At 41.7% G+C, this 23301-nt stretch carries 21 protein-coding genes and 1 pseudogene; 11 read left to right on the top strand and 11 right to left on the bottom strand.

Translation table 11 applies throughout. From position 1 onward, the window contains the following. Positions 1 to 7: 7 nt before the first annotated feature. Complete coding sequence (locus HWQ23_RS02625) at positions 8 to 544, bottom strand: nucleotidyltransferase family protein (protein WP_292823226.1); 537 nt, start codon at positions 542 to 544, stop codon at positions 8 to 10. 195 nt (positions 545 to 739) lie between these two features. On the opposite strand from HWQ23_RS02625, the gene HWQ23_RS02630 reads away from it, so the two are divergent. From HWQ23_RS02630 to cobO, 3 genes are all read left to right on the top strand, one after another. Then, on the top strand, positions 740 to 2008 hold the full coding sequence (locus HWQ23_RS02630; RefSeq protein ID WP_292823228.1) for a plasmid pRiA4b ORF-3 family protein: 1269 nt from the start codon (positions 740 to 742) through the stop codon (positions 2006 to 2008). Between the two features lie 138 nt (positions 2009 to 2146). Then, a complete protein-coding gene (locus HWQ23_RS02635) occupies positions 2147 to 2596 on the top strand; it encodes a GFA family protein (protein WP_292823230.1) in 450 nt (149 codons plus the stop codon). A gap of 377 nt (positions 2597 to 2973) precedes the next feature. Further along, on the top strand, positions 2974 to 3651 hold the full coding sequence (gene cobO / locus HWQ23_RS02640; protein ID WP_292823232.1) for a cob(I)yrinic acid a,c-diamide adenosyltransferase: 678 nt from the start codon (positions 2974 to 2976) through the stop codon (positions 3649 to 3651). A gap of 8 nt (positions 3652 to 3659) precedes the next feature. On the opposite strand, the gene HWQ23_RS02645 is transcribed toward cobO, so the two are convergent. From HWQ23_RS02645 to HWQ23_RS02665, 5 genes are all read right to left on the bottom strand, one after another. Next, positions 3660 to 4361: a hypothetical protein gene (locus tag HWQ23_RS02645; protein WP_292823234.1), complete on the bottom strand. Its 702-nt coding sequence runs from the start codon at positions 4359 to 4361 to the stop codon at positions 3660 to 3662. A 469-nt stretch (positions 4362 to 4830) separates the two neighbouring features. Further along, the gene (locus tag HWQ23_RS02650) at positions 4831 to 5814 is read right to left on the bottom strand and encodes an RNA polymerase sigma factor, RpoD/SigA family (RefSeq protein WP_292823236.1); all 984 of its coding nucleotides are present in this window, start codon (positions 5812 to 5814) and stop codon (positions 4831 to 4833) included. 367 nt (positions 5815 to 6181) lie between these two features. Further along, positions 6182 to 6385, bottom strand: a complete 204-nt coding sequence (locus HWQ23_RS02655; RefSeq protein ID WP_292823238.1) for a hypothetical protein — start codon at positions 6383 to 6385, stop codon at positions 6182 to 6184. A 54-nt stretch (positions 6386 to 6439) separates the two neighbouring features. Further along, positions 6440 to 8170, bottom strand: a complete 1731-nt coding sequence (locus tag HWQ23_RS02660; RefSeq protein ID WP_292823240.1) for a helicase HerA domain-containing protein — start codon at positions 8168 to 8170, stop codon at positions 6440 to 6442. 152 nt (positions 8171 to 8322) lie between these two features. Next, on the bottom strand, positions 8323 to 9117 hold the full coding sequence (locus tag HWQ23_RS02665) for a glutathione S-transferase family protein (RefSeq protein ID WP_292823242.1): 795 nt from the start codon (positions 9115 to 9117) through the stop codon (positions 8323 to 8325). An 861-nt stretch (positions 9118 to 9978) separates the two neighbouring features. Here HWQ23_RS02665 and HWQ23_RS02670 point away from each other — a divergent pair. The 3 genes from HWQ23_RS02670 (at position 9979) to tnpB (ending at position 12773) form a co-directional block, all read left to right on the top strand. After that, positions 9979 to 10842: a fasciclin domain-containing protein gene (locus HWQ23_RS02670; protein WP_292823244.1), complete on the top strand. Its 864-nt coding sequence runs from the start codon at positions 9979 to 9981 to the stop codon at positions 10840 to 10842. A 286-nt stretch (positions 10843 to 11128) separates the two neighbouring features. Further along, positions 11129 to 11578: an IS200/IS605 family transposase gene (tnpA, locus tag HWQ23_RS02675; protein ID WP_292823246.1), complete on the top strand. Its 450-nt coding sequence runs from the start codon at positions 11129 to 11131 to the stop codon at positions 11576 to 11578. Beyond that, complete coding sequence (gene tnpB, locus HWQ23_RS02680; RefSeq protein WP_292823248.1) at positions 11562 to 12773, top strand: IS200/IS605 family element RNA-guided endonuclease TnpB; 1212 nt, start codon at positions 11562 to 11564, stop codon at positions 12771 to 12773. Before tnpA ends, tnpB begins: the two co-directional genes overlap by 17 nt. A gap of 18 nt (positions 12774 to 12791) precedes the next feature. On the opposite strand, the gene HWQ23_RS02685 is transcribed toward tnpB, so the two are convergent. Both HWQ23_RS02685 and hemL read right to left on the bottom strand, forming a co-directional pair. Further along, the gene (locus HWQ23_RS02685) at positions 12792 to 13691 is read right to left on the bottom strand and encodes a polysaccharide deacetylase family protein (protein WP_292823250.1); all 900 of its coding nucleotides are present in this window, start codon (positions 13689 to 13691) and stop codon (positions 12792 to 12794) included. A 773-nt stretch (positions 13692 to 14464) separates the two neighbouring features. Further along, positions 14465 to 15763, bottom strand: a complete 1299-nt coding sequence (gene hemL, locus HWQ23_RS02690; RefSeq protein WP_292823252.1) for a glutamate-1-semialdehyde 2,1-aminomutase — start codon at positions 15761 to 15763, stop codon at positions 14465 to 14467. Between the two features lie 105 nt (positions 15764 to 15868). Between hemL and HWQ23_RS02695 the strand changes: the two genes are divergently transcribed. Together HWQ23_RS02695 and hisIE are read left to right on the top strand one after the other, a co-directional pair. Next, positions 15869 to 16063: a ChaB family protein gene (locus tag HWQ23_RS02695; protein ID WP_292797388.1), complete on the top strand. Its 195-nt coding sequence runs from the start codon at positions 15869 to 15871 to the stop codon at positions 16061 to 16063. Positions 16064 to 16158: 95 nt separating this feature from the next. After that, a complete protein-coding gene (gene hisIE, locus HWQ23_RS02700; protein WP_292823254.1) occupies positions 16159 to 16809 on the top strand; it encodes a bifunctional phosphoribosyl-AMP cyclohydrolase/phosphoribosyl-ATP diphosphatase HisIE in 651 nt (216 codons plus the stop codon). Positions 16810 to 16827: 18 nt separating this feature from the next. On the opposite strand, the gene HWQ23_RS02705 is transcribed toward hisIE, so the two are convergent. Beyond that, positions 16828 to 18123, bottom strand: a complete 1296-nt coding sequence (locus HWQ23_RS02705) for an MDR family MFS transporter (protein ID WP_292823256.1) — start codon at positions 18121 to 18123, stop codon at positions 16828 to 16830. Between the two features lie 473 nt (positions 18124 to 18596). On the opposite strand from HWQ23_RS02705, the pseudogene HWQ23_RS02710 reads away from it, so the two are divergent. Continuing rightward, a pseudogene (locus tag HWQ23_RS02710) lies at positions 18597 to 18788 on the top strand (DUF2811 domain-containing protein); the annotation flags it as partial. A 791-nt stretch (positions 18789 to 19579) separates the two neighbouring features. On the opposite strand, the gene HWQ23_RS02715 reads toward HWQ23_RS02710, so the two are convergent. Continuing rightward, positions 19580 to 20290 carry a response regulator transcription factor gene (locus HWQ23_RS02715; RefSeq protein ID WP_292823258.1) on the bottom strand — a complete coding sequence of 237 codons (711 nt, stop codon included), beginning with the start codon at positions 20288 to 20290 and terminating at the stop codon, positions 19580 to 19582. Positions 20291 to 20936: 646 nt separating this feature from the next. Here HWQ23_RS02715 and HWQ23_RS02720 point away from each other — a divergent pair. Continuing rightward, on the top strand, positions 20937 to 21563 hold the full coding sequence (locus HWQ23_RS02720) for a CPP1-like family protein (protein WP_292823260.1): 627 nt from the start codon (positions 20937 to 20939) through the stop codon (positions 21561 to 21563). A 134-nt stretch (positions 21564 to 21697) separates the two neighbouring features. On the opposite strand, the gene HWQ23_RS02725 is transcribed toward HWQ23_RS02720, so the two are convergent. Continuing rightward, complete coding sequence (locus HWQ23_RS02725) at positions 21698 to 22390, bottom strand: HAD family hydrolase (protein ID WP_292823262.1); 693 nt, start codon at positions 22388 to 22390, stop codon at positions 21698 to 21700. A gap of 242 nt (positions 22391 to 22632) precedes the next feature. On the opposite strand from HWQ23_RS02725, the gene HWQ23_RS02730 reads away from it, so the two are divergent. After that, on the top strand, positions 22633 to 23238 hold the full coding sequence (locus tag HWQ23_RS02730; protein ID WP_292823264.1) for a hypothetical protein: 606 nt from the start codon (positions 22633 to 22635) through the stop codon (positions 23236 to 23238). The last annotated feature ends 63 nt before the right edge of the window (positions 23239 to 23301 follow it).

The following is a 23301-nucleotide window of genomic DNA, read 5'->3' on the forward strand; positions in this document are numbered from 1 at the left end:
GTAACTTTTACGCCGATCGCAGATAAGGACACTTTTGCAAAAACCCAGATGCTTTATTATCGGCATCTGGGTTATGAATATGTGCTGGCGTAGGTCGAATAATGCCGCCAAACAGGTCATCCAACCCATAGGGAGTGAAAAATTGCCATTGGCCTTGTGTATCTTGTCGAACTCCCACAGCAGTAGCGGTGTGCAGCCAATCTGCGATCGCATCCTCTGTACTACTGTAGGGTCTGCTACCAAGCCGCCAACGGGCAAAACTAGCTTGATTTTTGACATCAAACTGCTGATGAGGAAATTGTTCTGTGAGAGTCGCCTTTGCTGCTAGTTCTTGGGAACGGTTCCCCTCTATATCAAAGAATGCAATATCAAAATCTTTAATACCTAACCGACAATTCTCGCCAAAAATCGAATGCCAAACCGTGTTTCGGACTGCACCCCCGGCTAACCACCAGTTAGGTAGATTTAGTTGAGCGATCGCTCTTAATACTGTATCAATAGGTGTATCAGCTAAAATCATCTGTAGACGAGTGTTACTATTCATATCAAACTCCTGGGATTGTCAAGTAGAAGGTGAAAATATTATTATTCACATTTGATTAAGCTTACGGTATTGATAGTCCTGCGGTCACACTTGGCGGGTCGATGTTTTTTAGGCTAACTCCTGAAGTAATAATATAAAGAGAACAGGGTTTTACGGAAGGTTAAATTGTGAATTTAGAATTTAGAATTTTTATTTATGGAAGATTTATTTGCGCGGCTAGAACGCACACTCAATCCTGAACTGCCAACCCTTTCAGAGTCACAACAACAACTTCTACAAGAACTCAGTATTGATCAAAATCAACCCGGTACGATTCTGCATGACTTTCAAACCCTGATAGATTTCTTGCAACCAAATGGAGTAGAAGTGAGTAGTGTTAATAACCTTCTACCGCTAAAAGTCCTATCAGAACTTAATTCTCGGTTAAGTCACCCAATTGAAACTAAACTCAAACGCCCCGTACAGAAATCATACCCCTACATTAATGGACTATATCTGTTATTACGCAGTTCTGGGATAGCCCAAATTAGATCCCAAGGGAAGAAGCAAATTTTAATATTAGACGCAGCCACCTTAGAATCTTGGTCAAATCTCAACCCAACAGAACGCTATTTCAACTTATTAGAAGCCTGGTTGATTTGGGGAAATAACGAAATTTTGGGTGAGCACCAAGACTCGTTCGGGAATTTATTTAGATGCATTCAACTTTGGCCTCGCGTCCCAGAAAAAGGTTTAAAATTTTCTAAATATGAAGACCAACACGATATTAGTTATTACCCAGGTCTGCATAACGTTGCCCTGTTAGAGTTATTTGGATTTTTATCTATCAAGCAAGGAAAACCACAAGAAGGCAAAGGGTGGCGAATTACTAGTTTACAACGCTTGCCCTTTGGTGATGCTATGTTGCAATTATTATTTCCTCTGGGGATACGAGGAGAATTACAGGATGATGTCAATGTGACTTTTGGAAAATTGCAGTCACATTTACAACCATTCTTTGCAGAATGGAAGCATAATTTATTTGTTCCAAAGCCAGGTTTTACTGATGGTATTTATCTTTTTAAAGTGTCCGTTTCTAAGGCTTGGAGACGCATCGCCATCCCAGCAAAAAAACCATTAAGCTGGCTAGCAGAGACAATTCTCGATGCTTTTGATTTTGACTACGACCATTTATATGAGTTTAGCTATAAAGACCGTTTTGGTCGTATAATCAAAATCGGTCATCCCTACATGGAAACACCCCCATTTGCAGACCAAGTGCAGATTGGTGACTTGTCTCTAGAACCGGGCGCTAAAATGACTTATCTTTATGATTTTGGTGATAATTGGGAATTTGATGTGCAGTTAGAAGCAATTAATCCGGCTGATAACAAAATCAAAAAAGCAAAAATTTTAGAAGTTTACGGAAATGCACCTCAACAGTATTGGAGTGAGGACGATGAATTGGATGAAGATGAAGAATGAGGGAGATTTAGAGAGACGTGGACAATAAAAATGTTCCCGTGTGCCCGTGTCTTCTGTTTGTGTCTTCTACAACCAGCTTCAAGATTGAGATAGCTTTAGTTACAATGAAGCAACACAAATTGTCAAGAGATAAAACCTGTGATTCCATATACTGGAGGTTGTCAATGTGGACAAATTGGTTACGAAATTCATGCCCAACCGTTAACCCTTTACCTATGCCACTGCAAGGAGTGTCAGAAACAATCGTCTAGTGCCTTTGGAATGTCTCTCACAGTACTACGAGATGCTGTTATGATTGTTCAGGGAAAACCGAAAGCTTGGACTCGGAAAAATGATAGCGGACGTGAAGTAAATAACCTCTTCTGTGGCGACTGCGGAACGCGATTGTTCCATGAACGGACTTACAACCCAAATACTATCAATGTCAAAGCCGGAACGTTAGATGATACAAGTTGGTTACGCCCAGTGGGCAACATTTGGACAGGCAGTGCGTCATGGGTAATAATTTCAGACCAATTGCTCAATTATGACGGGCAACCAGAGGATGTTCAGCCATTATGGGAAAAATGGAGACAACAACATCCATAAATGCACAACTCCCGACATCAGACATCATAATTCTGATAGTTAAGCCAAATGTACAGGTGGTCATTGCCCTCAGTTAGTAGTCTAACTCATGACTGTACCAAACGAGAGAATGACAAAATTTTCTGAGTAAAGTGCTTTAATGAACATATTAAATTATTTAAAACAGTAATAGTAAACTCAAATTATAAGTCCAGTTTGTATATCATATGGATTTCCATAATTGTCTGCAAATCATGTTAATCAAGCTAACGCACTATTAATATTTCCCATGAAAACTTAGTGAACATTTCCAATCAAGTGATTTAAGTGAAATTAGATAAGTAAGACGATTTTGGTTCATTATCAACACTTTTAAGAGTTATTTATAGACAAGGTTGATGAAAAACGATACACCAGAAGAATTAAACCCAGACAAAGAGATTGGGCGCTTGATTGATGAAGTCATGTCTTCATCTCTGACTGATGAACAGTATCGCAAAAAGATGCAGCGACGCAAAGAAGTGCAGGATTTACGCATAGCACAAGCTGTACCAGAAAAAGGGTTAATTATTGTAAATACTGGTAACGGTAAGGGTAAAACCACTGCGGCTTTGGGGATGGTGTTACGATCGCTAGGTCACGGGTATAAAGTAGCGATCATCCAATTCATCAAAGGTAGCTGGGAACCTTCCGAAAAAAGGGTTTTCAGCTATTGGGAAGACCAGATAGAATTTCACGCAATGGGCGAAGGCTTTACCTGGGAAACTCAAGACCGCGATCGCGATCTTGATAAAGCTAGCGCCGCCTGGGAGAAATCATTAGAATACATCCGCAACCCAGACTTTCATCTGGTATTGTTAGACGAAATCAATATCGCTCTCAAAATGGCTTACTTACCAGTAGAAGACGTTTTAGCGGGTTTGGCGCAAAAACCAGCTAACAAGCACGTTATTCTCACAGGCAGAGGCGCACCGGCTGCTTTAATTGAGCGTGCTGACCTCGTAACAGAAATGACCTTAGTTAAGCACCCTTTCCGCGATCAAGGTGTTAAGGCGCAACCAGGAATTGAGTATTAACTTGAAGATTATTTGCACATTTGCAATGTGCGGCGATCGCTAGCAGTGATAGAATTTAACCGATGAAAATCTTGCAGAGCCACGGAGTAAGCATAACTGCTTGACTCATCTTCACCGACCTTAGGCAGTCTGCTGCTTGTAGCTACCTGATTCGACTGATTAGAGCTGGCTTCATTTGGTGAACCATTAACCGTCATCGCCAACTCTCCTGATCGGTTGAGTGTACCCTGAAAACAATTAAACTCTGATTGGGGCATATACAATGCACCCGTTACCTTGTCCTGCTGCTTTTGAAATATGATGTAACCTTGACCAAGCTGGTTTGGTTTTGGGGATTGACCATAGAGATAAACCCCATCTTTTTCAGGAAAATTCGCTTCTGGTAAAATTCCTGCGCCTTGTGTAGTTCCCTGAGAACCTGGAACCAGCGCGGTGGTTGTAGCTTGTGTTTTTCCGCTCTTATGGACAAAAAGCTCTCTATCTCCAGAAGCCGCATTTAGTTGACTTCTCTGCTCTCGAACTCTTCTTAGCTGCGACAAAAGAGACGGTTCGGAGCTTTTGTGAATCTGAGCCGATGATAATGGAGAATCTGTAACTGGTACTACTTGAGTCTGCTTGCCTATAAAGCCCAAACCGAGAAGTAAGCCTAAGCCCGCGAGGGAAATTACCCACTGACGGGGAGATAATAACTGATGAAGGTTGTTAAGCACCCTACTTCTCCTGTTAAAAAACTAACTAACTTCTCTAGAACTTACTTAAATTATAACCAAGTCTTAATTGTCAAAGACTTTGTTAACGACTTATATTACTATTGTCCAAAAAAGAAAACTGTCAAAAACTAAAGTTTTTATTTAATTTAGCTCAACAATCTTAGATTACCATCAGTTCGAGTATTTATTCTTTATTCCACCTAGAATACGAACAATTACGATTATTTGATTGCTAGAGAATCACCGTCCCTTATAGGGCAGTGAGGATGTCAAATCTTAGCTTTTACATTTTTCAGGTAATAAAAATACTGATATTTTTTCTCAGATTTATCTCCGTAGAACTGGAAGTCGCGGATCTTGTTTCTGACAAATATTTTTCCTGGTTGTCAGCATAAAAAAATCGCCCCCTGAATTCAGGAGGCGGATCACCAAGGTGGTGTAGAGACGCGAAATTCCGCGTCTCTGGTTATTAGCTAGCAACGTATTCTTTGACATTGGCACGACGGCGACGCAGATGAGCCAACGCTTGATGCTCTAACTGACGGACGCGTTCACGGCTGAGACTCAATCTCTCACCCACTTTCGCCAATGACATTTCATTACCATCTTCTAAACCAAAGCGTAAGGCTACAACTTCTCGCTGTTGGGGGGTTAGTTCTGCTAGCAGGTTGTTCAAGTCTTGGCGTAAGAATTCCTGGTTGGTGTAATACTCTGGTGATGGGCCGTCATCTTCGAGCATTTCTTGCAACTCAGTATCCTGGTTTTCGCCAACTCGCACATCCAAAGACACTGGTTGACGCGCCATATTCAGGTACTCGCGGATCTGAGCAGGTTCTAGTTCTAGTTCTTTGGCAATTTCGGCTGGAGTCGGCGATCGCCCCAAGGTTTGAGCCAACTCGCGCTGCACTTTTTTGATTTTATTCAGTTTCTCGGTAATGTGGATCGGTAACCGGATGGTGCGACCTTGCTGGGCGATCGCGCGGGTAATCGCTTGGCGAATCCACCAGTAAGCATAGGTTGAAAACTTATAACCCCTGGTTGGGTCAAATTTCTCTACACCCCGCTCTAATCCTAATGTTCCTTCCTGGATTAAATCCAGAAACTCCATATTCCGCTTTTGGTATTTTTTGGCAATAGCAACTACCAAGCGCAAATTCGCTTCGATCATTTTTTGCTTTGCCCGCTTACCTTGCGCCACCGTTTGTTGTACTTCCGTTTCCGATTGTTCAACTTGGTCAGCCCACTCTGACATATTCGGTTCGCGGTGCAGCTTCTTCGCCAAGGCTTCCTTAGCGTCGATCAGCGTCATCATTTGTTGCACCTGCTTCCCATAGACAATCTCTTGTTCACGGGTTAGCAGTGGTACACGACCAATTTCACGTAGATAGGTTCGCACCATATCAACCGTGAATTTAGTGTTGAGGTTCTCCGTTTGGGTGTTGACAGTAGGCATTGGTGCGTTATCCTCTACTCCGTAAACACAATGTATATTTTCTTCTTAAAATCGATGGATAAAGGTAGTACATCTATCAGGAAATATCGGGAGCTACCAAAAGTAATTATCAATTGATATAGCCGTTGTTAAGACGGTAAGCCTCCAATGATAGGTTCCCCTACCTTCCTTAAATTTTCAATCTCTTATAATCACACTGGCTGTTTTTGAGAATTTTTCTTTTGGGCAGTTACTGACAGCAACTAGAAAATCCGAAGTCGATATGAGTTCTACTTAGCTTTATATTACTATAAATCAGGCAGATAGTAAAGTATCTTAAGAGAAAGCATATAATTATAATTCAAAATTGCCCATTTGCAAAAAAAAATTAAACTTCCTTGAAATTACTTACTATATCTATAGTGACGCCAAAACCCCTCTTCTGTTGCCAAAAACTAGCCGGATAACCGAACTTAATTTGCTGTGAGGATGGAGGGATGTTACGAATTGGGCATTGGAGAGCCACTGGCGTTGCTGGGGTTCCCTTGGTTGTTCGCCTTTGGCGTTCCCGCAGGGTAGCAAGTGGCGTCATTGCTTAGGACTGATCATTATAACCAACCGGAAATGACCAATGAGAAATAACTATCTAGAATCCCAGGTCAGCTTTGGCTAGTTCAGCAGCAGCGAATACTTCTGCGTCAGGTTTTTCTTCCCAGGCTGGCTCACCCATTTCTTCGTAAAAAGTTGCGTCATAAGGACGGGTACGTACTACTACTGGCATCGGAACGGCGTGACCCAAAATTAATGCTTGTTGCTTCGAGTCTAATTTTGCCAATACCGATCGCAGTCCACTACCACCAGATACACCTGTAAAAATCGCCTCAATGTCTTTTTCATCATTCAGCAAAGCGGTAATCCGAGTCCCAATCTGGGACATAACTTCATTATCAATACCCGATGGACGTTGATCAACTACCAAAAGTGTGACGAAATATTTTCGCAGTTCACGGGCAATAGTCCCAAAGATAGTACTTTGTACCACTCCTGGGTCAAGGAAACGGTGCGCCTCTTCAATGGTAATCATCAATGGCGTGGGGCGATCGCTAGGATTTTTGCTTTGGAGGAATTTATCGGCTTTTTTGACGTAATGCTCGTGAATACGTCGGGTGATCATATTTGTCACCAACATATAAGAGAGCATATTAGACTGGGAACCAAATTCTATCACAACATTCTTCCCAGATTCCAGACATTGCACAATTTTACTAATGTAATTCTGGGGGCAAACCGCTCGCATATACTTCAAACTATCCATCCGCAAGAGTTTGCGCTGCAATGCCATAATCGAGCCTTTGTGTCCGCGCTTTTCGTCGCAGAACATTTCGATTTCTTCATTAGTCATGTTCAGCAATTGGACAATCCAGGACTTGCCAAACTCGCTATATAGAATATTGGCGTTATCTAAGGCTGCGTCAGAGAGTCCTAAATCTCGACTACATAACTTAATATCTTCAACTTCTATTTGCTCGTAACTTAAATAAAGTTCTTGAGCATCACGCACACCCCGACGCTTTGTCGATTCCGGGTCGAGGGTGTAGACTTCCACCTTACTAGGAAAAAGTTGCTTTAAGCCCTTAACAGTACTGACGTTTTTACCTTCTGCAACAGCTTCCCAGCCATACTCAGAGTGCATATCAAAAATCAAGTTTACTGCCGCACTTTTACGGATAACGCCAGCTAAAATTAGCCGTGTTAGAAAGGATTTACCAGTACCAGATTTCCCAAAAATCCCATTACTGCGTTCTACAAAGCGGTTCAAATCGATGCAAACGGGCACATCCATATCCAAAGGTTTCCCGATGGAAAAATTGCGCCTTTGGGGGTCATCTTCCCAGCCAAATACCCGGCGAAAATCGTCAACACTTGCATCGTAAACTTGACTAAAGTGGCTAGGAATAGTTTTAACAGGCAACAATTCCATCGTCGTACTAGTTTGTGGCACGAATGAAGCCAAACCCGTCATCGATGGGAGGAAGGGATTTACCGATTTACCATTTGTTGGCGATAAAGATTCTTCAGATTCGGGAGTGAACATCAACATCGGCGCGAGGTTGATAGTACCGTATGTGCCACTTCCGGCTAAAACATCTCGTAAAAAAGTGTCTTCCCAATTGGGAGGATTAGCAATAATTCGGGCATTAGCAGCTCCCAATGCTACATCTGTCAGCATACAAAAAAAGCGCGATCGCATCCCTTGCACAACGAGAAACTTACCCACCCGCATATCTTCCACAGAAATGTCAGGATGCAATCGTACTTCTAAACCTTCAGTTAGAGAACCTTGAATGACCGAACCTAATGGCTGTGCCGAATTCATCTAATTAGTTACATGATTGTTGGTGCTATCTCTTACGTTGAATTGTAATTGCATAGGGCAAAAGTTGCGAATTTGTCAGGAGTTAGGAGTTAGGAGTTAGGAATGATAATTAATGCCCAATGCCCAATGCCCAATGCCCAATGCCCCATTACCTAATCAATTTGAATCGAAGTGGGCGCACTTCCGGTTGGTGGAGTCGTAACAATTAAAGGTTTACGGAATTGGGTGTAAAGGCGATCGCGCCAGGTGAAGAATGGTTCATAATCTATATTCTCTGTAAAGATTGGCAATCCTTTACCTCTAATAGAAGCTGGTAAATCTAGATACCGCCCATCGGGGAACTTGAGCAATATCGATAAGCCAGCCACCGCCAAGTCAGCTAAAGTCGGCTCATCTCCTGTTAAATAAGGACTATCTGCCAGTAACAATGTCAACGCTTCCAAGTCTTGTTTTAAGGATGCGATCGCTGACTGTATCACATCTGGGCTATAACCTACCCCAAAACCCAACAGTGTCAAGAAGTCACTAGGTACTCCTTCAACCAGACTTTTAAATATATCTGGTGTTGAGGTCGGTAATAAAGACTTGCGAAAATTTTGATCTTGACTTATTGCAGCAAATAGTGCTTTGCGACCTTTAATGCCTATAGACTCATCAGCCCATTCTTCTATTAATAAAGTTAAACCCCGTCGTTTGGGATCTTGCGGTATTATTGGGCGATCGGGATACTCTAAGTCTAAATACTTAGCTATTTCCGTAGAATCCGCAATATATCTATTACGATCCTTTAATACTGGGACTTGTTTCTGACCAGTCAGCCGGAACAGTTCTACTTGTCCAATCCCAGGCGTAACCTCTATTTTGCGGTAATCTAGTCCTTTAAAATCTAGAATTAGGCGCACTTTCTCTGAGTATTGAGAGAGTTCCCATTGGTATAATTCCAGCATGTTGTATACCTTGTAACTGGTCAACTTCTTAACTTTACAATTGTATCTTTAGTTAAAGTAATTTTTCTTGGCATTAGTTGCTTAGTTGTCTATTTAATTTACATTAGGGTTTAACTCTGCCTGATGTTTGGCAAAATTATCGATTTTAAAAAACTTACTCTCTGATTGATGAAAATATCAAATAACTAAATAATTTAATTCGGCATATATATAAATAAACCTAACCGCTCAGTCGTGAGTCTTCAGCCGTTATTTTAATTTGCGTCACTGTTAGCCTACTACTTCGTCAAGCTAATGAAAGAAGGTTTGTCGTCAGGACTTTAGTACTTAGAAAATAATCACTAAAGTCCTTACTACGAACTTGCTTACCCATCAGTTTAAACTTGACAGAGTACTACGTTAAGATATTTAGGTACTTAATTCCTCTACTTTTGCTGAAAAATCAATGGTTGATTTCGAGATTATAGCCTTGGGCCGTATCGGATTCAGGGTTTTTGAATCAACTATTAACTTACGTACAAGTTTGTATATAAATTGGCTTTTAAGTAGAATCTTTATCACAGCTTATTGTAACTTATAAGTTGTAGATGTGAGATTTTCCCGCTTTTTTAGAGGTGACGCTACACCAAGTGAGGCTTTATTAACTCTTTTTGGTGTGATAGAGAAAATTTGCTGAATTTACATAAAATATATGCTAGATATATTTCATACTTGTGAGCCTAAGCCGAAGTTGGATATTTTGCGTCACAAGTACAAATTCTGGGAAAAAATCTTACTTCCCTCTTCGGCTATATTATTTTGTGCGTAGCAAAATGTTATAAATTTTTATGTAGTGTGTGGACAAAAAGACAAACAAAATTTATGAAGACAAATTACAGCAAATTGCTGACCACGTTGGCAGGCATAGCAGGATTTACTAGTTTTAGCGTCCTGATTACTTTACCATCTGATGCGAAAGAGGCACTAAATCCTAACCCCAGTATTTTCAACGAAGCCCCCTATAACCAGGGACAACGCCTTCAAGCAAACGCTCAATATACACCCGTTGAGGCTGCTTCCAAAATAGAAAAAGGCAATACCAAACGCCAACAAGTAGGACAGAACAGTGGCGGTGGGACGCTAAATCCCAAACCAAGTATTTTCAACGAGCCTCCCTATAACCGTGGTGGTAGCGCTACACCTAGTGAAAGTGCACCCCGCACTCCAGGTACTACCCCAGGAAATCAACCTACCACACCACCAACAGAAGTACCATCTCCTGGCACACCTAGTACAACTCCACCAGGCCCAGGAGCAAGCGACAATCAAGGCAAAAACTTGTTAGCGTTGGCAGAGTCAAACGCTTCCTTTACAACCTTAACCAAGGCTTTGAAAGCAGCAGGGTTGACCGGAGCTTTGCAAGGCAAAGATAACTTAACTATTTTTGCACCCACTGATGCAGCTTTTGCTAAGTTGCCACCAGATGCTTTGCAAGAATTGTTAAAACCAGCCAACAAAGAAGTATTGATCAAAATCTTAACTTACCATGTAGTCCCTGGTAAGGTATTGTCCGCTGATTTGAAGTCTGGCGAAGTTAAAAGCCTTGAAGGCGGCACAATCAATGTTAAAGTTGATCCTGCTACCGGTGTAACTGTCAATGATGCTAAAGTAACACAGGCAGATATCACAGGGAGTAACGGTGTAATCCACGCAATCGATCAGGTGATTTTACCTCCTGACTTGTAGTTTTTAGGTATCAGTACAATCGGGAACAAAACTAGGTTGGCATAAAGTATTAATACGTAAAAATTCCGTTCAGATGTTAATTTTGGACGGTTTTTTTGTAAAAACGGTGATTTAAATTGGGAACCCCGCCTACTGACTTTTCACGAAGGCTTTCCTCGTTCCCAGGCGGAGCCTGGGAATGCATTGATTTCTGCAAGCCGCACACTCGTGACTTCTAGTCATGAGTTAGGCACTCTATATTTCCATATTTTTTCTTCTTATGGTCATGCACATGGTAAGGTAAAGTATGGAAGTAAAACACGGCAGAGGCTACGTTTATGCAATTGAGTATCATATTGTATGGTGTGTTAAGTATAGACACAAGGTACTGAAGGATGAGATAGCTGAGTTCCTGAAAGAGGTTCTAATTGAGACGGCAATTCTCTACAAGTTTAAAGTCGAGAGTCTTGAGGTAGTAGAAGATCATGTTCATGTCTTAGTATCTGCAACGCCTCAGCACACTATTCCGAATATAGTCAAAATGCTAAAGGGAATATCGGCTAGAAAGCTATTTTTAAAGTTTCCCGAACTCAAAAAAAAGTTAGGGGGAGGTGACGCCACTCCCCTCAAACTCCTCCACCCCCGCACGGGGGTGGCTCATCTTTGGAATCCCTCATATTTTGTAAGCACTGTTTCAGAAAACACAGAGGCACAAGTTAAGAAATATATCGAGAACCAAAATGCAGAAAGCGTTTAAAGTTACACTCACTCCTAACCATAACCAGCAAGTCTTAATTAACAAGACCATTGGTTGTGCAAGGTTTGTGTATAATCGCTTTCTAGCATTAAGACAGGAGTTGTATAACACCGAGCAGAAAACATTAAACTATCATGCTTGTAGTCAGCAACTTACTTTACTGAAAAAAGAAATTATCTGGCTCAAGGAGGTAGACAAGTTCGCCTTACAGAACTCACTCAAGAACTTAGAGACAGCATATAAAAACTTCTTTTCCGATCTAAAAAAAGCCAAAAATAAAAAAGGTGTAGGCTTTCCTAAATTCAAAAAGAAGTATGGGTGCAAACAGTCTTATAAGACTAACCTGACTAACGGCAACATTCAGATAATAGAGAATCGCTTAAAACTTCCAAAGCTAGGATGGGTAAAGTTTCACAAATCCCAAGATATCACGGGAAAGCTTATAAACGTTACCATAATTCGTACTAATAGCGGTAACTACATTGCTAGTATTTTGTGTGAAACAGAGATAGAAAAATATCCACAAGTTACTCAAAATATTGGATTAGATTTAGGAATCAAATCTTATTTTGTTACTAGCAAGGGTGAAGTTATAGATAACCCCAAATATTACCGAACTCAAACTCGTAAGTTACGCTCATACCATAAAAAACTATCTCGTAGTGTCAAAGGTAGTAACAATAGAGTTAAAGCGAAAATCAAGCTAGCTCGGACTTACCAACACATTACCAATTTGAGAGATGACTTTCTACACAAACTCTCAACTCGTTTAATCAAAGAAAACAGCATTATCTGTATCGAAGATTTGCGAGTTGCCAATATGGTGAAGAATCACAAGCTAGCATTGAGCATAACAGAAGCTAGTTGGTCTAAATTTGTTACCATGCTGGAATATAAAGCTTTGTGGCATGACAGAATTGTGCAAAAAGTTGGTACGTTCTATCCCTCATCTCAGACTTGTAATCATTGTGGTTTTATCAACCCGCTAGTCAAAGATTTAAAGTTGCGTGAATGGTCTTGTCCTCATTGTCATAATTACAATTCCAGAGATGAGAATGCGGCTAGGAACATATTAACTGAAGGATTGAAAATATTAGCAGCAGCCGTCGGTGCGCCGGATGCTTTAAACGCCTATGGAGAACTTGTAAGACCTGGAGTCATCCAGGCAGAGATCGTTGAAGTAGGAATCGCGTGACTTCTAGTCATGCGAGGTTCAATGAGTCTCCTTTTGATCTTTATCTTGCATTTCTAAAAGTTCCGGGATAGTAACAAAGTTATAGCCCTGTTTGCGAAAGTTGGCAATAATTTCTGGTAAAGCTTGCACAGTTTTAGAGCGATTACCACCACCATCATGCATCAGCACAATCCCGCCTGATTTGGCCTTACTGAACACATTATTAATTAATTTTGGTATAGCAGGACGCGAGTAGTCTACAGAGTCAGAAGACCAGAGAATGATCGCATATTTGCTATTTCTAGCGTAATCAGCCACCCCATTGTGCATGATTCCCCCTGGTGGCCGAAACAAATTTGTTTTAATCCCTGTGACTTGATAAATCAGGTCTGCTGTATGGACAATTTCATAGGCAGCTGCTTGTGGATTCAAGAATTGATACCAATGATGCCAAGTATGGTTTCCAATTACGTGACCTTCAGCAATCTCCCGCTTTACTAAGCCTGGATAATTCTTCACGTTCTGCCCAATCAGAAAAAATGTCCCTTTGATCTGATTTTGTTTAAGAATATCCAGTACTTGCGCCGTACTTTCAGGCCATGGCCCATCATCAAAGGTGAGAGCAATTACTTTCTGTTCGGGAGTAAGTTTTGCCGACTTAACTATTGCCCCTTGAAAGCGTAGCGGCACAGCATAGGAGAGACCCTTTATTTGTGCTTGTTGCTGCCAACTTTTAAGCATCGCCGCTTTTAGTTCTTCAATCTGCTGCTCAGTTCCAACTTTGGCTGATAGATTGTTTACATTTATATTCTCTCTACTTTGAGCCTCAGAGGAGCTTGACTTGATAAGCATCATCGTGTTGACACTCAAACTGGCACTTAAGACAAGCAACCTAGTTAATATTTTTTGCAGACAAAAAAATGATTTGTTGTCCTGCACTTCATAGCTCCTTCAAGGGTCGAACCATCTTTTTTTCGCAATACTTCGGGTAGTTTTTTAGACTTTTGTAAGCTTTGCCCTGTAAGCTAGAGCATGATTGGTATATTTTTTAAAGTTAGCTCCAACCCTGACCTGAAAAATGCCTTACCCTAGGGATAATCTAATACCTATAAGCAAAATCCTCACCGGATTTTAGATTTTAAATTTTGGATAATGGAATTGTTGGCGGAGCCTAAGAAGAGAAGATTCAAAATTAAAAAGGTCTGAGAACAAGCGAATTTATTCGTGGCATAAATCTAAAATAAAATCACAGAGCAAGTGACTTGATTGCTGGGGTAAATCTAAAATCTAAAATCCTCTCATTGTGTGACCATGAAGGTGAGAGCCTTCTTGCGCGTTAATTTTTGTAGACTATAGGGTGGTATCAGGAGAATTTCAATAACTGTAAAAGCTAATTTATCCTGCCTTATTAATATGAATATACTTAATGTAGGTTAAATATTGCATATCCTATTGACGAAGCTATTGCAAAATTATGACGAAGATGTGACTTTCCTTGAGTAATGAGGGCACAGGGCAGATCCGTTAAAATAATTCGTAATTCGTAATTCGTAATGACGCTCTCTACGCGGACTCGCTAATATAATTAAGTTTTGTAACGGTGATTTAATGCAAAGTCGGACTTCTAATAAATCATGAATTTTGTGGGGTGGAAAACGCCCACCCCACAAGAGGTCATTGGATAGTTTTTTATTTGGAAATCCCTTAACAGGTTACAGACTAGATATTACATCCCGTGCTACTGCTAAAGTCTGATCAATATCCTCTTCGGTGTGAGCAAAAGATGTAAACCCAGCTTCAAATTGAGAGGGTGCTAAGTAAACACCATGCTCTAACATCCCGCGATGGAAGCGTCCAAATTTGGCTGTATCAGACTTTTTCGCATCTTCGTAGTTATGAACTGGGCCAGATGTAAAGAATAAGCCGAACATCGCGCTGATTTGACCGCCGCAAGCCGCATGACCAGTTTCTGTGGTAATTTGCAGCAAACCATCTGCTAGCTTTTTAGTAATCCGGTCAAGATACTCGTAAGTACCTGGCTTTTGCAGCAATTCCAAAGTCTTAATGCCAGCAGTCATCGCCAAGGGATTACCAGAAAGAGTCCCAGCTTGATATACGGGGCCGGCAGGCGCAACCATTGACATAATATCCCGACGACCGCCATAGGCTCCTACTGGCAAACCACCACCAATAACCTTACCCAAGGTCGTTAAATCGGGAGTGACGCCAAATTTTTCCTGAGCGCCACCGTAAGCAATGCGGAAGCCTGTCATCACTTCGTCAAATACCAATAACGCTCCATGCTCGTGAGTCAGTTCCCGTAATCCTTCTAGGAAGCCAGCATCAGGTGCAATAAATCCAGCATTGCCGACAACTGGCTCAAGAATGACGCCAGCAATCTCGTCGCGGTTTTCTTCAAACAAGGCTTTGACGGCTTCCAAGTCATTGAAAGGCGCGGTTAGAGTGGTGCTAGTTGCTGATTTAGGAACTCCTGGTGAGTCTGGCAAACCAAGTGTAGCAACTCCAGAACCTGCCTTCACGAGAAACGCATCGGCGTGTCCGTGGTAGCAACCTTCAAACTTAATGATTTTCTCCCGGTTGGTGAAAGCCCGCATCAGCCGCAAAACTCCCATACAGGCTTCAGTTCCAGAGTTGACAAATCTCACCATTTCGATGCTAGGAACGGCATCGATGACCATTTCTGCCAAAACATTTTCTAGGACTGAGGGAGCGCCGAAACTGGTACCTTTTTCTAAAGCTTCATGCAAGGCTGCAATTACTTCTGGATGAGCATGACCGCAAATAGCTGGCCCCCAGGTGCCTACATAGTCTATATATTTGTTGCCATCTACATCCCAAATATATGCGCCTTTAACACGATCAAAAACTATGGGTTGTCCGCCCACAGATTTAAAGGCACGAACTGGAGAACTGACTCCTCCGGGCATGAGGTTTTGAGCAGCGGCGAAGACTTCTTGTGATTTTGTTGTTTTAATTGTGGTATTTACCAAGGTTCTCTCCTAACAGTGGGCAATAAAAAGCTCTATCTTAGGATAGGGTCAAAAGCTACTTAGAATTTCTATCGTATAGAATTAGCTGAACTAAAAAATAACAATATGTTATACAAGTCGAATCAAGACTTGCCTTTAGATATTCAAACTCGATTATCTGAAGCATACCAGGATCTTTACCGAGCAGCTTTTAACTCGGCGATCCATTGGTATGGTGAAGCCTCAAAAGCTCACAAAGTCGCCTTGAGTGCTGTAAAAATGCAGTCTGCTATGGAACGGAATGCTCTTGTTGAGAGCTAGATAAGATAGTTCAATTTAAAAAAACATCCCAGCTGCTCTATTCAGAATGGTATCGTGAATCCATGAATTATTCTCATTAGAGCAAATTAGCTGGTATGTCTTCTAACGATTCGCGATCGCTGCATTACACCATCCCTGTTGAGGAAATTCGCTACGATGAACGCGGTCTAGTGCCTGCAATTGTCCAAGATTATTTGGATGGTACTGTCCTGATGATGGCGTGGATGAATCAGGAGTCGTTACAAAAAACTTTGGAAACTGAAGAAACTTGGTTTTGGAGCCGTTCCCGGCAAGAATTGTGGCACAAAGGGGCGACTTCTGGACATATTCAAAAAGTGCGGAGTATCCGTTATGACTGTGATAGTGATGCGTTGCTCATCGGGGTAGAGCAATTAGGAGATGTTGCCTGCCATACTGGAGAACGCAGTTGCTTTCACCAAATAGAAGGGAAAATTGCTGCACCACCAGGGGATACTTTGTCGCAATTGTTTCAAATAATATGCGATCGCCGCGATAATCCTACTGAGAGTTCTTATACCTGTAAATTATTTGCAGGTGGCGATAACAAAATTTTGAAAAAGATTGGTGAGGAAACTGCTGAGGTGGTAATGGCCTTTAAGGATGATGAAGCAGATGCGATCGCAGGTGAAGTTGCTGATTTGCTATATCATACTTTGGTTGCCTTAGCTCACCATCAAGTTGATTTGAAATCGGTGTATCGTAAGTTGCAAGAACGTCGTCAATAGAGGGAATAACTAGTCATTTTACTGTGGGGTGGAATGAGGCTTTGAATCAGCAAAAATTCGATTCAGGTATTGTAAAATTACCACAGCGATCGCTACACTCAAGATAAAGTATAGCCAGTAACTATTGGTAATAATTTGTGGTTGATCTAATGCCCATCCACCCAAGGGATGACCAATAAAAGAGCCTACAGCCCAGCACAAAGCGTTAATGGAAAAATAAACGCCGCGTTGATTTTCCGGGGCTAACTCCGTCACTAAAGAGGCAGCAGATGGGGTATAAGAAACAATCGCCACAGCAAATACTCCTAATGCCAATATTACCCAAACCAGATTATGAGATGGGGCAGTGCCGCTTACCCAAATCAGGCCAAAACCAATTGCCCAGAGAATAGCGGAAACAGTGAGCGCGAGTGTGTGAGAGCAGCGTTTTAAGAGGCTGGTGACAGGCAACTGACAGATGATGGCGAACACCAGATGCCAAGCGAATAGAACGCTAATCGTAGTTTGAGCAAATCCTTCAGTAGTACTTTTTATAACAAAGTTTTTGAAGTAAAGCGGCAGGGTGCTGTGGATTTGAGAAATATAGATTGTAAAGAATATATTAACTGCTATGTAGACCAGGAAACGGCGATCGCTTAATACTGCCATCCAAGAAGCAAAATGTTCTGTCTTTTCAGCTTCCCCTATCTGCTGTTGTTCAGTTTCACTAATTCCCACATAGACAACCCCAAAAAACACCATAAAAGAGATGGCATCAATCACAAATAGCCATCGATAACTCCCAATTATCGCGATCAAAAACCCTGCTAGCACAATTCCGATCGCTAACCCAAGATTATCAGCTAATCGGGCGATCGCAAAAGTTTCGCGGCGATTATCAATCTCGCTGGCGTCAGCAACAACAGCTTCAGCCGCCGGCCAATAGAAACCTATCCCTAAACCGCTAATCAAGCTACCAATTACCAAAATAGTAAAATTATTGGTTGTAGCCAAAACTAGAGAACCACTTGCTGAAATCGCCGTCGCTAGCAACAAAGTGCGGCGGCGTCCCCAGTGTCCAGAATCAGCCAAAGAACCACCTACAATCCGCCCTACAATGCCGGAAATCGAGGCGCTACCCAAGGCTACCCCCACACTGGTTGCAGATAAACCAACTTGATTGACAAAAAATATCGGGGCGTAAAACAGGGTACAGCCGGTGCCAACTTCCGAGAAGAATCTACCAATTGCGAAAATCCAGACTTGGGGATGTATCGAGGGCAGCCACGATGATAACTGGGATTGAGAAGCTAATTTCATCAGTTTAAATGTCATGCTTTCCTGACATTTTGGTAATTCTTATCATTTGCTACAATTTTCCTCACTCATTCCACAAGGTTTCCACAGGGATTTTAGCAGTTTTCCACAGGTGCTCTACGAGTCAATAGGCTGTTGCCGTCTAACTGGGGATTGTTAATTAAGAGTGGCAAGGAACTTCAAGGACTGAGTTTTTATAAAGTAAAGTAACGAAAAATCGGCTTAAAGCCTTATTGTTCCGTTCGCATTTATTTTTTATACAATCGTTTTTAACATTTCGCAGCATTGACAAACCCACCCCCTCTTAGCGCACAATGATTCGGCTTGCTTTTGTAGTTCGTTCAACCGTTGGCATCAAATGTGTAAAATATATTACTACCAGATGCGGGCGTAGATTGGCGGGCTGGCGAAAGAGCGTGTGAGGTAGCCTGATTGCCGTTTCACCGCAAGCAACTTGTCCCTCTTGATTATCCTCATAGGAGGAAAATCTCATGAAAGCAACGGTTAGCATCTTTACAGAAATTCCCGAAACACTCCACGAATCCTTAAAAAACTACTTAGAAAAGCATCCCGATTGGGATGAAAACAGAGTGTTGACGGCGGCGTTATCATTATTTTTACTCCAAAATGGAGATAGCGATCGCCGTGCTGCCCGAGTCTATCTGGAAACTTTGTTCCACCACTCCTCAGTAGAAATGCCCAGCATCGATTCACCCGCAACAGCTAATCTACTAGACACCCCATAGGTGCTGGTATGAATGGCACGCTTGTAAAGCCCAAAGGCTTGTGTCACCTCGTTCGCCTCGTTCCCAGTCTTAAGACTGGGAATGTATGATCAGAGGCTCTGCCTCTGGTAAAGAAAGAGGAGGCAGAGCCTCCCAGGATGGGAAAGGTCTGTATCTTAACTTAGTGCCATTCAGTACTGGTATGAGGGGCGTTATTCTAGCTAATGCCCTAATATGGGCACGGTTTGCCGTGCCCCATTAATGGATTTTCAGCCGAAGCGATCGGCCATCTGGGGGCAATATTACAACAAAAAAGATCAGTAGATTCTGATCCTTAAAAAGGTTCCAGCCCTCCTATTAGGCATTAAGAGTCAGAGACTTCTTTTCGAGAGAACCCACGAAGGTGGGTTTTGTTTGTGTAGACGCGGTTTTTAACCGCCGATTTCACTTAAGTTGACACAAATGCACAGCTATGCGCCCCTGCGAACTCCATCCTAAGCACCGTCATATCTACTAAAACGGTCACAAGCAAAGAAATATTTTCCAGTGGACTCTCTGTTGTGTCCACTGCCTTAAACAGATAAATCAATATCTCAAATAACTGCTTGGTCTGTATTTGAGGAATATTTACCTATTTTGACTGTCTAAATTTGTCTTTTACTAAAGCCAAAGAAATTCACTAATTGCTCCCCCAGAAGTTAACAGTCAAGAGTTAAAAAACTCTAGACTATAAACTCAGGACTTGGCTTCTAAGTGCTGGGGGTAACGTAACTAGCAGATTCAAACTTATACCCTACGCCACGTACAGTTTGAATTAATGCTGGCTGACTAGCATCAATTTCAATCTTCTTGCGAATTTGGCCGATATGTACATCTACAACCCGCTGGTCGCCGACATATTCATAGTCCCACACCTCTTGGATTAGTTCTGCACGCCGCCAAACTCGGCCTGGATGACTGGCTAAAAAATGCAATAAGTCAAATTCCAGAGCAGTTAAGAGTACTGGTTGGTTATTAAGTGCCACCTCCCGTCGCACCGGATCAATCATAAGTTTTTCAAATACCAAGCGTTTCTGCTCGGCCGTAGTTATCACTCGCTGACGCCTCAAAATCGCTCCGACTCTGACTTCTAGCTCTCCCAGCCCAAAAGGCTTGGTGAGATAGTCGTCAGCACCTTTAGAAAAGCCGCGAATTTTGTCAGCTTCGTCAGCACGGCTAGTCAACATCAGAACAAAAACACCATTACGACTTTGCATCTCTTGGCAGAGGTTAAACCCAGTTACATCTGGTAGATTCACATCTAGAATCACCAAATCAGGGTTAAACTGCTCAAATAGAGCTAAGGCTGTCTTTCCATCTTCGGCAGCCTCCACCTGATAGTTCTGCTTTATCAAAAAGCGTTGGATTAAATTCCGAACCGCAGGGTCGTCGTCAACTACAAGAATCTTGGCAGGAGCCATGACCATTACTTTGCACAAAAATTCGTAAGATTAACAAGAGAGTTGCGTAAAAACGCAGTTGCCACTTTGGGAGTAACTAAGAATCTACATGGCTACACCATGAGAATCCTGATTATTCAAAAAGAAATACTCTAATCAGGATTGTGGGCGATGAGAACGCGAAACTTATGTTAGCCACAGTATATAGGCGCTCTGACTTTGGCCGCAACAGTTCTTGACAGCAAGACACCTTCTTGATCCCAGTTAGGTGGTAACTGAAAACGTTTCAATTTTAAATCGATATGCGGATATATACCACAAGCGATTATTCAGTATAATTAAAAAAAATCTGTTACGGTACACTAAGTTGCCAAATCTGAAACAGTAAAGTTGATTTTTTCATCAAAACTATGTGTTTTAGGTACTCTCCGTTCAAATTCTAGATTAGAGCCAGAACTGGGTAACGACATGAGGGTATACACGGAGTTATAGCGATATGTTAAAGTGACTATAGTTGAAATTACAAAGTCGATTAAACTAACCCGTGCTACTATCCTGGTAGGGCATAAAATAGGTCGAGATTTTAGTTTCGATCAAAATAAAACCTAAAGCTGTTTTTGATTCGACAAAAGACTGCCGCTGACTGAGGCTGAAGTAACAAACTCCCATGAGCGATCAAAATCCCTACGAAAAACTTGGGGTATCAGAAGAGGCTAGCTTCGATGAAATTCAGGATGCTCGTAATCGCCTATTCGAGCAGCATAGTGGCGATGCCAAGCATTTAGAAGTAATTGAAGCGGCTTACGATGCGATTTTAATGGATCGCTTACGGATGCGACAGGAAGGTAAAATTAAAGTCCCTGAGCGTATCCGGTTTCCAGAGTTGCGAGTGCAATCGGTTCCTAAAGAAAGTCCAACCCCTCGCGAGCAGTCACCTGCATGGCTGCAACGAATGTTGGATCAGCCAACACCTGCGGATATTCTCTTACCAGGAGCTTGGTTTCTTGGTTTGAGTTCTATTAGCCTGTTTTATCCAGAGGGAGGCGATCAGGTTTTGCAGTTAGCATTGGTGGTTGGAGTAGGCACCAGTATTTACTTTCTCAATCGCAAGGAAGGTAAATTTGGTCGAGCAGTTTTGTTCACCCTGGCCAGTTTAATAATTGGCTTAATCGCTGGGGGACTAGTTGCCAGCTTGCTCTTACCACAAATATCATTTATCAGTCTGGGAACGAATCAGTTCTCTAGTGTAGTGACGTTTATATTGTTGTGGTTGGTTAGTAGCTTTCTCCGCTAAATCGCTATCCGTAAGCAAGTTTCTATAAAGAAGACGTGGTTAATATATGTTCTTCTTAAAATTTGAGAGTCAGGAGTCAGAATACCTTTTCTGGCTCCTATTTTAATTCAATCTGTTACAGCTACAGAGCCTTTCTAGACAAGGTGTTTAGGTTTTAGGACTAAATCGACAGCAGCGCTGAAATCCTTAACGATTAAGTCGGGGTGGTAAATTTCCAATTGGGTGCGATCGCGGATACCAGATTCCACAGCCATCACCTTAATGCCATAATTTTTAGCGGCGGTGATGTCGGCTTCCGTATCTCCCACCATCCAAGTATCAGTAGCCGGGGGCAGTTCTTTTAATGCCCTAGCCATCAACAAGGGCTTATCTTCAATATCACGAGTTTTAACGTAGTCGTTACTCAGGCAATAACAACGATTTTCCGGGAAAAATCTATCTAAATCGTGTTTTTTGAAAGCATAATCTAGTTCCCGAACTCGGCGCATGGTCATAACTGCCAAATCAATTCCAGCTTGTTGAATTTTTAACAGTGCATCCACAGCACCAGGCGCGAGAGTGTCATATTTGAAATAAGCTTCTGTATGCACATTTTGCCGCCGCAACTGGGCAAATTCTTGGGCTTGGGTTTCGTCTAACCCAGAATTTAAGGCGATTTGTTTTTCGGGAACGCGCGATCGCTTTAACTGCCAAAATTCCGCTTTCGGAAGTTCTTGCACCACTTGGTCTGGGCGACGGGTTTTCTCCAAACAGAATTGATAAACACGGTAGTATCGTTCGGAAACGTCAATAATTGGGCCGTCGAAGTCAGTAATAAGTCTTAGCATCGGCGGAAAATGTTAAATTTTATTAAAATTATCTCAGATATTTCGCTATTTTTCGAGAGCAGCAGCGTGATTTAAGCGCTGCACAAAAATTAGCTCAAGAACTACCAGATATAGCAATATATTTCAACAATCAGTGTTCGGAATAATAGTACGGAAGGTTCTCTAACTATACAAGTTAATCCAGTAGGTAGTAAAAAACACACAGTATTTAGATATAAACTACCATCACCTTCAGGGAAATTATGAGTGAAGAATGGAAATTTTTAAAGCCTATTTTCAATGATGAAGAAGTAATTAAACTTAGGGAAACACTAAACAAAGTTGTAATCGGTTCTGGAAGTACTGTCGAGCCTAGTAAACTTAATATTATTAAGCAGTCCGACTGGATTGCCATACCAACAGAAAGTGGAGATCACTTTTCTGAAGAAGATGAAATTAAACTCTTACAAGCAGTATTGCAACATGGGAATCAAGAAATTGTAGCAATAGCATTTGAGCCTGTAGAACCTTTCCCTCTCGCATTCGTATTTCCAGCAACGGCTGAAGCAATTGCAGAGTTTAATTGGAAATGTACACTTTTTTGGTTTGCACTGTATGCTGGAGAGCCTGATTGGGTAATTATGTGTACTAAGTTAGATTTCCTTGTTATTACTGGAAAGCATAGTTTTGTTAGCCAATTTTTAGGCTGTGAAATCCAACCAGCTTTTGCTGACTTCTACGAGTTAGCATTAAGTTATTCTGATGATGATCCTGAAAAAAAGTCTTTACTACAGGTGTACAATCTACTTTGGCGTGAATATCCTAAGATAAATCCTGGAGAAATTATCCAACTTTTGCCTGTGTCGTGATTGGTGCGTTGGGCGTTTCAACCTAGCGCAACCTACTGGCTAAGGGTTTTTTCCAAACTCTTT

Origin of the sequence: Nostoc sp. JL33 (assembly GCF_017114985.1) — a bacterium.
Classification (GTDB): Bacteria; Cyanobacteriota; Cyanobacteriia; order Cyanobacteriales; family Nostocaceae; genus Nostoc.